This is a genomic window from Roseospira goensis (assembly GCF_014197795.1).
In the GTDB taxonomy this organism is placed as follows: Bacteria; Pseudomonadota; Alphaproteobacteria; order Rhodospirillales; family Rhodospirillaceae; genus Rhodospira; species Rhodospira goensis.
On record NZ_JACIGI010000005.1, the window covers coordinates 200,996 to 211,418 of the forward strand.

9 protein-coding genes are annotated in these 10,423 nt (G+C 69.2%); 8 read left to right on the forward strand and 1 reads right to left on the reverse strand.

What is annotated here, in order from left to right; all coding sequences use genetic code 11:
- The first annotated feature begins 140 nt into the window (after positions 1-140).
- From GGD88_RS04890 to GGD88_RS04925, 8 genes are all read left to right on the forward strand, one after another.
- Positions 141-725 carry an HNH endonuclease gene (locus GGD88_RS04890; RefSeq protein WP_184432298.1) on the forward strand — a complete coding sequence of 195 codons (585 nt, stop codon included), beginning with the start codon at positions 141-143 and terminating at the stop codon, positions 723-725.
- 15 nt (positions 726-740) lie between these two features.
- Positions 741-1,658, forward strand: a complete 918-nt coding sequence (locus GGD88_RS04895; protein WP_184432300.1) for a carbohydrate kinase family protein — start codon at positions 741-743, stop codon at positions 1,656-1,658.
- Between the two features lie 407 nt (positions 1,659-2,065).
- Positions 2,066-3,271, forward strand: coding sequence for a glycine betaine/L-proline ABC transporter ATP-binding protein ProV (proV, locus tag GGD88_RS04900; protein ID WP_184432302.1), 1,206 nt, complete (start codon positions 2,066-2,068; stop codon positions 3,269-3,271).
- Positions 3,264-4,451: a glycine betaine/L-proline ABC transporter permease ProW gene (proW, locus tag GGD88_RS04905; protein ID WP_184432304.1), complete on the forward strand. Its 1,188-nt coding sequence runs from the start codon at positions 3,264-3,266 to the stop codon at positions 4,449-4,451. Before proV ends, proW begins: the two co-directional genes overlap by 8 nt.
- Before the next feature lie 150 nt (positions 4,452-4,601).
- Positions 4,602-5,627, forward strand: coding sequence for a glycine betaine/L-proline ABC transporter substrate-binding protein ProX (gene proX, locus GGD88_RS04910; protein ID WP_184432306.1), 1,026 nt, complete (start codon positions 4,602-4,604; stop codon positions 5,625-5,627).
- A 423-nt stretch (positions 5,628-6,050) separates the two neighbouring features.
- Positions 6,051-7,085, forward strand: coding sequence for a glycine betaine/L-proline ABC transporter substrate-binding protein ProX (gene proX, locus GGD88_RS04915; protein ID WP_184432308.1), 1,035 nt, complete (start codon positions 6,051-6,053; stop codon positions 7,083-7,085).
- A 91-nt stretch (positions 7,086-7,176) separates the two neighbouring features.
- Positions 7,177-8,205, forward strand: a complete 1,029-nt coding sequence (gene proX, locus GGD88_RS04920; RefSeq protein ID WP_184432310.1) for a glycine betaine/L-proline ABC transporter substrate-binding protein ProX — start codon at positions 7,177-7,179, stop codon at positions 8,203-8,205.
- A gap of 520 nt (positions 8,206-8,725) precedes the next feature.
- Entirely contained in the window at positions 8,726-9,247 is a 522-nt protein-coding gene (locus GGD88_RS04925; protein ID WP_184432312.1) for an NfeD family protein, read from the forward strand.
- A gap of 87 nt (positions 9,248-9,334) precedes the next feature.
- Here the strand turns inward: GGD88_RS04925 and GGD88_RS04930 are convergent, their stop codons facing one another.
- Complete coding sequence (locus GGD88_RS04930; protein WP_184432313.1) at positions 9,335-10,036, reverse strand: dienelactone hydrolase family protein; 702 nt, start codon at positions 10,034-10,036, stop codon at positions 9,335-9,337.
- Positions 10,037-10,423: the final 387 nt, after the last annotated feature.

Consider the following 10,423-nt stretch of genomic DNA (forward strand, 5'->3'; position numbering starts at 1 on the left):
AGCGTACAAGATACCATATGTAGTCCGGGTCGTCGCCATCGCCGGCGATCCGCCCCCGCTCCGGGGCTTTCCTCGACGCGCGGCGGGGGTCAACCTTGACAGGCCGGCCGCGGCCCTGGAAACAGGAGCGGCACGCCATCATGTCCGGGGGACTGAGTGACGTGGATGCGGTACCGCATAATGCGCCGGCGCTGGTCCTGAACGCGGACTATCGACCGCTGAGCTATTTCCCGCTCTCCCTCGTGCCCTGGCAGGAGGCCGTCAAGGCGGTGTTCCTCGACCGGGTCAACGTGGTCTGCGAGTACGACCGCGTCATCCGCTCGCCCAGCCTGGAGGTGCGCCTGCCCAGCGTGATCTCGCTGAAGCAGTTCGTGCACACGGCTCGGACCCCGGCCTTCACCCGCTTCAATGTGTTCCTGCGCGACCGGTTCACCTGCCAGTACTGCGGCCGGCGCTTCCCCACGCACGAACTGACGTTCGACCATGTGGTGCCGCGCTCCTGGGGCGGGCGGACCACCTGGAGCAACGTCGTGACCGCGTGCAGCGCCTGCAACCTGCGCAAGGGCAACCGCACGCCGCGGGCCGCGTCCATGCCGCTCAGGCAGCCGCCGAAGCCGCCGTCGCACCATATATTGCAGGAGATCGGGCGGGCTTTCCCGCCCAATTACTTGCATGAGAGTTGGCGCGACTACCTGTACTGGGATTCCGAGCTGGATCCCTGGTAGGTCCGGTCGGTCGGCATGGCGCGCGTCCTGGTCATCGGCAACGTCAACGCCGACGAGGTGGTGCACCTGGATGCGCCGCCCACGCCGGGCGCGCATCTGTCCGGGCGGCCCGCCGGCCTGCGGCTGGGCGGCGGCGGGGCCAACGCGGCGGTCGCCCTCGCCCAGGCCGGGCACACGGTGGCGCTGTGGGCGGCGGTCGGCGACGACGAGGCCGGACGGATGGTGCTGGCGGCGTGCCGGGCGCACGGCCTGGACGTCGCGGGGGTCCGGGTGCGGGCGGGCGCGACCACCAACCGGCCGCTGGTCCTGGTCGATCCGGCCGGCGAACGCACCCTGATCGCGCGCCGCACCCTGGGGCCCGACGTCCTGCCGTGCCCGGCCACCGCCGATGCCGGGCGGTGGGACGGCGTGCTGGTCAAGGCGCCGACCCCGGCGCTGGCGGCCTTCCTGGCCGCGCAGACGGCGCGCGGCCCGGTGGTGGCGCTGGATCCGCCGGCCGGCGATGCCCCGTGTCCGGCCACCCTGTGGGTCACGTCCGAGCGCGAGGCCGGCGCCCTGGCCGGCCCCGGCGATCCCTGGGCCGTGGTGCGCGACCGGGGCGGGCCGGCGCTGCGTTGGCTGGTCGTCACCCGCGGCGCCGCCGGGGCCGAGGCCCTGGGGCCGCACGGGGCCCGCGTGGCCGTGCCCGCCGTCCCGGTGGCGCGGATCGTGGACGCCACCGGGGCGGGGGACGTGTTCGCCGCCGGCCTGGTGCACGGCCTGTTGGCGGGGGGCGCCGATATCGCCGCCGTCCTGTCCGGCGCCGCCGCCTGGGCCGCCCGTGCGGTGCAGGCGGAGGGCTCGGTGCCGCCGCCGGTCGTCTCCTCGAACGGGGTGCCGGGGGCCGACTCCCCTCCGGCGCGTGGGGGCACTTGGGGGGCGGGCCACGCTTGATCCTTGCGATGCCCCGGGGGATGGGGGATCATGACGTGCGTGCGACTCCGATCCGCGCGACATTCCATTGCGTGATACAGGCAAGGGTTCAGGCGTCGGGGGCAGGCAACGGGCCGAGCGACGGTGGGGCGACGTGGGGGCGACGCCAGCGGGGGAGAGGGCCGGGCAAGCAGCAGGCCCTGCTGAATATTTCCGCAGGACATGAATGACGGCTAGCAGGCCCGCCTTGGTCTGGTAACCGCCAAGGAAGATATTCGTGTTTGTTTCCTGAGATAAAGAATGCAGCGTAACAGAAACGGATGACACCGGATTGCGCCGGTGCGCGGTTGACTCGGGTCCGGACGCTGATTACCCTTTGCCCTCAGCCGTGACCGCTACCGTAATATTACCGACAAGGAACGCAGCACTTGAGCGACACGGAGAAGCTTGTCGTCCGCAGCCTGTTCAAGGTGTTCGGCGACAACCCCGAGGAGGCCATCCGGCTGCATCGGGACGGTCTCAGCAAGGACGAGATCTTCGAGAAAACCGGCATGACCCTCGGCGTCACCGATGCCTCGTTCTCGGTGCACGAGGGCGAAATTTTCGTGGTCATGGGCCTGTCGGGGTCCGGCAAGTCCACGCTGGTGCGCATGCTGAACCGACTCATCACGCCGACCGCCGGGGAGATCCTGGTGGACGGCACCGACATTGCGAAGATGTCCGACAAGGAACTGATCGAGTTCCGGCGCAAGCACATCAGCATGGTGTTCCAGTCGTTCGCCCTGATGCCGCATCTGACTGTGCTTCAGAACACGGCGTTCGGATTGGAGCTGTCGGGCGTGGACCGGGCCGAGCGCGAACGGCGGGCCATGGACGCGCTGCGCCAGGTGGGGCTGGCGCCGAACGCGAGCAGCTATCCCAACGAACTGTCGGGCGGTATGCAGCAGCGCGTCGGCCTGGCCCGGGCGTTGGCCAACGACCCGTCGATCATGCTGATGGACGAGGCCTTCAGCGCCCTCGACCCGCTGATCCGCAGCGAGATGCAGGATGAGCTGGTGGCGCTTCAGGAGGAGCAGAAGCGCACCATCGTCTTCATCTCGCACGACCTGGACGAGGCCATGCGCATCGGCGACCGCATCGCCATCATGGAAGGCGGGCGCGTGGTGCAGGTGGGCACCCCGGACGAGATCCTGAACAACCCGGCCGACGACTATGTCAAGTCGTTCTTCCGCGGCGTGAACGTCTCCAACGTGCTGTCCGCCGGCGACGTCGCGGTCAAGCAGCAGGTCACCGTCCTCGAGCGCGACGGCACCGTGCGCGGCGCCCTGCAACGCATCGGCAAGGCGGATCGCGACTTCGCCTATGTGGTGGACAGGCGCCAGCACTTCCACGGCGTGGTTTCGGCGGCGTCGCTGGAGGCCGAGTCGAAGCGCGAGCGCCCCGAGTTGCAGCACGCCTTCCTGCCCGACATCACGCCCGTCAAGGCGGATACCAGCATCGGCGAGATCATCGGCCTGGTCGCCCAGGCCCCCTGCGGCCTGCCGGTTGTCGACGACCAGGGTCGCTACATCGGTGTGGTTTCCCGCGCCCTGCTGCTGGAAGCCCTGAACAGGGAGGGCGCCGAAAATGGCTGACGACACGCAAGGTACGACCGACAGTACGACGCCCGGCGCGACCGACTCCACGGGCTCCAACCCCTGGGCAACCGGCGGCGGTGGGGACTCCGCCGCTCCCGCCAGCGAGTCTCCCGCCAGCAATCCCTGGGGCTCGTCCGGCGGCGGCGACGCGCGCACCGGCGGCGAGGCCCCGGCCGGGTCCGACTGGCTGAGTCAGGCCCCCGCCGCCAAGGAAGAGTCCTTCGACATCCTGCATCCCTTCGAGGAGGCCCTGATTCCGCTGGAATTCTGGGTCGAGCAGTTCCTGGACTGGCTGGTGACTAACTTCCGGCCCGTGTTCCAGGCCATCCGCTGGCCGGTGGACGGAGTGCTGAGCACCATCGAGGTGGCGCTGTTGGGCGTGCCGGCCATCATCATGGTGGTGCTGATCGGCCTGCTGGCCTGGCAGGCGGCGGGTTGGCGCCTCGGCATCGGCGCGATCGTCTCGCTCGTCTTCGTCGGCCTCATCGGGGCCTGGAACGAGACCATGGTGACGCTGGCGCTGGTCATCACCTCGGTCTTCTTCTGCATCCTGCTCGGCCTCCCGACAGGGATCTGGCTGGCGCGCAGCGACCGCGCGGCCCAGGTGGTGCGGCCGATCCTGGACGCCATGCAGACCACGCCGGCCTTCGTCTATCTGGTGCCCATCGTCATGCTGTTCGGCATCGGCAACGTGCCGGGGGTGGTGGTGACCATCATCTTCGCGCTGCCGCCGGTCATCCGCCTGACCAACCTGGGTATCCGTCAGGTGCCCGGCGACCTGATCGAGGCGGCGCGCAGCTTCGGCGCCTCCGGCCGCCAGCTTCTGTTCAAGGTCCAGCTTCCGCTGGCGATGCCGACCATCATGGCCGGCGTCAACCAGACCCTGATGCTGGCGCTGTCGATGGTGGTGATCGCCTCCATGATCGCGGTCGGCGGCCTGGGCCAGATGGTGCTGCGCGGCATCGGGCGCCTGGACATGGGGCTGGCCACGGTAGGCGGCATCGGCATCGTGCTGCTGGCCATCATCATCGACCGCATGACCCAGGCCCTCGGCGTGTCCAAGCGCGACCGCGGCAACGTGGCCTGGTTCGAGACCGGGCCGGTGGGTCTGGTGCGCCGCCTCGTCGTGCGGCCCCCGGACGCGCCGGCCGGCGGCGCCCGGGAAGAGAGCGCCTGACGTCGGGTGACGCTGCGGCGGCATGAGGGCGCGGTCGGGGGTGGACACCGGCCGCGCCCGGCCTCATCTGCCGTAGCGTGGAGACCGACCCGACTCCCCCAACGCGAACCCAAGATCGCGGACCAAGTCACACACACAGGAGAGCACGGCATGACCCATGTGACCACACCGAAGACCCTGCGCGGCGTGACGGCGGCCCTCGGCCTGTCCACCGCCCTGCTGGCGGGGCCGGCCCTGGCCGACAATCACATGCCGGGCGACGGCGTCACCGTCATTCCGCTGAAGTCCTCGATCGCCGAAGAGACCTTCCAGACCATGCTGGTCATGAAGGCGCTGGAGGAACTCGGCTACGAGGTCGAGGACATCAAGGAGCTGGAGTACGCGGCCGGCCACGTCGCGATCGCCAACGGCGACGGCACCTTCATGGCCGACCATTGGGATCCGCTGCACATCGACTTCTTCCAGGAGGCCGGCGGCGCGGAGAAGATCTACCGCGAGGGCGTGTACTCGCCGGGCGCCCTGCAGGGCTACCTGATCGACAAGAAGACCGCCGAGGAATACGGCATCACCAATCTCGGCCAGTTCCAGGATCCGGAGATCGCCAAGCTGTTCGACACCAACGGCGACGGCACCGCCGACCTGTCGGGCTGCACTCCCGGGTGGGGCTGCGAAAAGGTGATCGAGCACCACATGACGGCCTATGAGCTGCGCGACACCGTGACCCACAACCAGGGCTCGTACTCGGCCATCATCGCCGACACTATCACGCGCTACGAGAACGGCGACCCGATCTTCTATTACACCTGGACCCCGTACTGGGTCTCCGGCGTGCTGGTTCCGGGCGAGGACGTGGTGTGGCTGAACGTGCCGTTCTCCTCGCTGCCGGGCGCCCGCGAGGACGTCGACACGTCGCTGCCGGACGGCTCCAACTACGGCTTCCAGGCCAACGATCAGCGCATCATCGCCAACCGAGAGTTCGCCGAGGCCAACCCGGCCGCAGCCAAGCTGTTCTCCATCATGACCCTGTCGAGCAACGACATCAGCGCGCAGAACCTGAAGATGCGCGAGGGCGAGGACAGCGAAGCCGACATCGAGCGCCACACCGAGGCCTGGATCGCCGGCCACCAGGACACCTGGAACGCCTGGCTTGAAGAGGCCCGCGCCGCGGCGGAATAGGACCCCGTCGGTCCAGCCGGGTCCGTCCACCCCCGCGCAGGGCGGGGGCGGACGGGCGGTCGGCGTCGATCGCCTCGTCGGGTGTCGCGGGCGGCGGCCATGGGGATCATGGCTGTCGCCGGCGGCACCGGCGGGGTTTTCGTGCGTCCGGTCGCCCGCGTGTCACCCGGGTCGTCCGGGTCACCCGGGTCGTCCGGGCCGCCGCCGGCGCGGTGGCCCGGTCCTGGCGGCCTCCGGGCACGCTTTTGCGGCCGATTGTACGGCCGATTGCGACAAACCCGACCCGTGACGTGATTTCGGTGTGTCGCAATAGTCGGCTGTGACCCACAACATTTGGCGCGGAGTCACGCGATCAAACCGAAGCACGTCGTGGTTCGGTTTGACCGCGATCCGCGCTCAGAAATCAACAAGAAAGGAAACCCCATGTTTATCTCCCCCAACGGGTCGCGTCGCCATGGGCTGACGTTGGCCGCCGTCCTGGCCACCGCCGTCGCGGCCGGCGCCGCCCTGTCCCCGGCGCTGGCCGACACCGCCCGCCCCGGCGCGGGGAACCCGGTCGTGCCGCTGAAGTCGTCGATCGCGGAAGAGACCTTCCAGACCGTGCTCGTTATGAAGGCGCTGGAAGAACTGGGCTATGATGTGGAGCCCATTCAGGAGATCGAATACGCCGCCGCGTTCGTCGCGCTGGCCAACGGGGACGGCACCTTCCTGGCCGACCACTGGGATCCGCAGCAGACCGGCTACTACGAGAGCGCCGGGGGCGACGAGACCCTGTACCGCGAGGGCGTGTACTCGCCGAACGGCCTGCAAGGCTACCTGATCGACAAGAAAACGGCCGAAGCCTATGGCATCACCAACCTGGGCCAGTTGAAGGACCCGGAGATCGCCGCCCTGTTCGACCACACGGGCGACGGCAAGGCCGACCTGACCGGCTGCAATCCCGGCTGGTCGTGCGAAGAGGTGATCGAACACCACATCGACAGCTTCGGCCTGCGCGACACCGTGGTGCAGAACAGCGGCGCCTATTCGGCCATCATCGCCGACACCATCACCCGCTTCGACCAGGGCGATCCGGTGCTGTACTACGGCTGGACGCCGTACTGGATCTCCGGCGTGCTGGTTCCGGGTGAGGACGTGGTGTGGCTGAACGTGCCGTTCTCGGCCATGCCCAACGATCCGGACGCCGACACCAGCCTGCCGGACGGCTCCAACTACGGCTTCGCGGCGAACGACCAGCGCATCGTGGCCAACCGCGCCTGGGCCGAGGCCAACCCGGCGGCCGCCCGGCTGTTCGCCATCATGGAACTCAGCCCCAACGACATCAGCGCGCAGAACTACAGGATGCGCCAGGGCGAGGACAGCGCGGCCGACATCGAGCGTCACGCCGACCTGTGGATCGCGGGCCATCGCGAGACCTGGGACGCCTGGCTGGCCGAGGCCCGCGCGGCCGCGATGTAGACCCGGCCATGCCGGGCCGCCGCCGGCGTCGGGGTACGCGGCGCCGGCGCGATCCGGCCACTTGAGGATCAACAGAGAGAAAGGACCTTTGATGCACACCGTGCGTTCGCCGTTTGGACCCCGCCGCCTTGCCCTGTCGACCGCGCTCGGCGTCGCCCTGTTGGGCGGGCCGGCTCTGGCCGGCGCCGATCTGCCGGGGGACGGTGTCACCGTCGTGCCCCTGAAGTCGTCGATCGCGGAGGAGACCTTCCAGACCGTGCTGGTCATGAAGGCGCTGGAGGAGCTGGGCTACGAGGTCGAGCCGATCAAGGAACTGGAGCCGGCGGCCGAACACGTCGCCCTGGCCAATGGCGACGGCACCTTCATGGCCCATCACTGGGACCCGCTGCACATCGACTTCTATGAGAGCGCGGGGGGTGACGAGACGCTCTACCGCGAAGGGGTCTATTCGCGCGGCGCCCTTCAGGGCTACCTGATCGATGCGAAGACGGCCGAGGCGTATGGCATCACCAATATCGCCCAGCTCAAGGATCCGGAGATCGCCGCGCTGTTCGACACCGACGGCGACGGCAAGGCCGACCTGTCCGGCTGCAATCCGGGCTGGGGCTGCGAGCAGGTGATTGAACATCACATGGACGCCTACGGTCTCCGCGACACGGTGACCCACAACCAGGGCTCCTATTCGGCCATCATGGCCGACACCATTACGCGCTTCGAGCAGGGCGATCCGGTCCTGTACTACACCTGGACGCCGTACTGGATCTCGGGTGTGCTGGTCCCGGGCGAGGACGTGACCTGGCTGGAGGTGCCGTTCTCCTCGCTGCCGGGGGCGCGCGCCGACGTCGACACCGCGTTGCCGGACGGCTCGAACTACGGCTTCCAGCCCAACACCCAGCACATCCTGGCCAACCGCGCCTGGGCCGAGGCCAACCCGGCGGCGGCCCGGTTGTTCGCGATCATGCAGGTCAGCAGCAACGACATCAGCGCGCAGAACCTGATGATGCGCGAGGGCGAGGACAGCGCGGCCGACATCGAGCGCCACGCCGACCTGTGGATCGCGGGCCATCGCGAGACCTGGGACGCCTGGCTGGCCGAGGCCCGCGGGGCGGCCACGCAGTAGCGCCGATCGCTCGAAATCGGAACCACCGGGGTGGGGCCGATTTCGAACGTGAATCGGCTCTACATTATTGATTTTACAGCTGATTATCGCGACAAACCGAAATCGTGCCGCGCTTCCGGTTTGTCGCAATCGGCTGTAGGGCGGCGGCCCCCATGCGTTCCGCGCATGGGGGCCATGCGCCAACACCGATTCAACCCGGCCGGTCGCGGTCACATCTGTGGAGCATGGGACGATGCCCGGCCCCCCAGGCATCGTCCAGGCGAGGCCCCGACCGTCCCCCCAGTCGGGCCTCGCGCTCCGGAAACGGAGCCGTGGGCGCCCGGTCTCTCCCCCCTGACCGGGCGCCTTTCCGTGCCGGGTCTTGGCTGTCGGATTCTGGCTGCCGAGGCGGGGCCGCGCGCCATCGTGTCCGCCAAAGCCCTTGCCCGCATCGCCCCGACGCCGTGTAATGGCGCGTGACGCGACGACCGATCGGTCTCTTGGGCGACCCGGCGCGCGGGACGGGGACGGGGAGGATGCCATGGACGGGCTGGAGTTCGCCTGGCCGACCACGCTGCTGTTCTGGCACTGGTGGATCCTGGGGGTGGTGTTCCTGGTGCTGGAGCTGGTGGCCCCCGGAATCTTCTTCCTGTGGGTCGGTCTGGCCGCCGGCGTCACCGGGGCCGTGGTGCTGCTGCTGCCGTCGCTGGCGTGGGAGCTGCAAGCCCTGCTGTTCGCCGCACTCGCCCTGGCGGCCACCGTCGCCGGCCGCCGCCTCTGGCGCCCGGGCGCGGCCCCGACCGATCATCCGCTGCTGAACCGGCGCGCCGAGCGCCACGTGGGGCGGCTCGTCACCCTGACCACGCCCCTGCGCGCCGGCACCGCCCGGGTGCGGGTGGGCGACGGCGAGTGGTCCGCCGTGGGCGAGACCGACACGCTGACCGCCCCGGCCGGCAGCACGGTGCGCGTGGTGGCCGTGCGGGACGGTTTACTTGTCGTGGTCCCCCTGGCGGCCGTGGACGCGGACGATCGCTCCGATCCTGCCGTGGGCGGCACGGCGTGACCGCGCCGGTACTGCGACGCGATTTCGGCGGTTCGCAATCAGTGGTGGATCATACCTCTGGCGCGGCAGCGCGTCGGTGGGTCCGGATCAGGCGAGGTGGCGGTGCAGAAACGCCAGGGTGCGGCCGTCGGCCTGGGTTGCCGCCGCCTCCACGTAGGTGGGGCTGCCGCGCCGGGCAAAGGCATGGTCGACGCCCGGGTAGCTGTGCAGGGTCACCAGACTGTTGCCGGCGAGCCCGGTCTTGACGGCCGCCTGCGCTTCCTTGGGCACGAAGTGGTCGTCCTCGGCGATGTGCAGCATCAGCGGCGCCCGGATGCCGCCGGCCTGGTCGAGCATCTGGTCGATGTTGACCCCGTAGTAGCCCACCGTGGCGTCGCTGTCGGTCTTGCAGGCGGTCAGGTAGGCCAGCAGGCCGCCCAGGCAGTAGCCCATCGCGCCCACCGAGCCGGTGCAGACCCCGGTCATGGCGCGGGCGGCGTCCAGGGTGGCCTGGATATCGCGCACGCCGGCCATCGGGTCGAACCCCTGCATGAGCGCGAACGCCTTGTCCCAGTCGGCGTCCACGCGGTCGTCGAGCCGCACGCCCGGCTCCTGGCGCCAGAACAGGTCCGGGGCCAGCACCACGAAGCCCTGCGCGGCCATGGCGTCGCTGATGTCGCGCAGGAAGTAGTTGATGCCGAAGATTTCCTGCAGGACCACCAGGCCCGGCCACGGTCCCGTGCCCTCGGGGCGGGCCATGTAGGCCTGAAAGGTGCCGTCCGGTCCGTGGATGTCGGTCATCGTGCCCATGGCGCTGCGTCTCCCCGGTTGATTGGCCCGATTGGCTGAGCAGGGGGCGCGCGGCCCCGCGCGCCCCGCCGTGCAGGGCATGTGGGCCGCCGGGCGGGGGGCTTTCAACCCGCGCCGCCGAGTCCGCGGCATACGGCCGATTACGGCCGATTGCGGTTGGTCGCAGTAGAGCAGATCGCGCCAAAATGGAATCGTGCCACGATCCCATTTTTGGCGCGTGAATCTGCTCTAAAATCAATAATGTAGAGCCGATTGTTCGAAATCGGCTCTCATCGGCCGCGACTCATACGTTTAGCAGGCTGCGGAAAAAGGCTTCCGTTTGGGGCTGTGGGATGATTCGCTATGCCATCGGGTTTGGGAGGATGGCATGCGCGGCACGGATGATCG

What these genes read in the sequence shown, in the direction of transcription:
- GGD88_RS04890 (WP_184432298.1), top strand. Translation starts at nt 141, where the DNA reads ATGTCCGGGGGACTGAGTGACGTGGATGCGGTACCGCATAATGCGCCG.
- GGD88_RS04895 (WP_184432300.1), top strand. Translation starts at nt 741, where the DNA reads ATGGCGCGCGTCCTGGTCATCGGCAACGTCAACGCCGACGAGGTGGTG.
- proW (WP_184432304.1), top strand. Translation starts at nt 3,264, where the DNA reads ATGGCTGACGACACGCAAGGTACGACCGACAGTACGACGCCCGGCGCG.
- proX (WP_184432306.1), top strand. Translation starts at nt 4,602, where the DNA reads ATGACCCATGTGACCACACCGAAGACCCTGCGCGGCGTGACGGCGGCC.
- proX (WP_184432308.1), top strand. Translation starts at nt 6,051, where the DNA reads ATGTTTATCTCCCCCAACGGGTCGCGTCGCCATGGGCTGACGTTGGCC.
- proX (WP_184432310.1), top strand. Translation starts at nt 7,177, where the DNA reads ATGCACACCGTGCGTTCGCCGTTTGGACCCCGCCGCCTTGCCCTGTCG.
- GGD88_RS04925 (WP_184432312.1), top strand. Translation starts at nt 8,726, where the DNA reads ATGGACGGGCTGGAGTTCGCCTGGCCGACCACGCTGCTGTTCTGGCAC.
- GGD88_RS04930 (WP_184432313.1), bottom strand. Translation starts at nt 10,036, where the DNA reads ATGGGCACGATGACCGACATCCACGGACCGGACGGCACCTTTCAGGCC.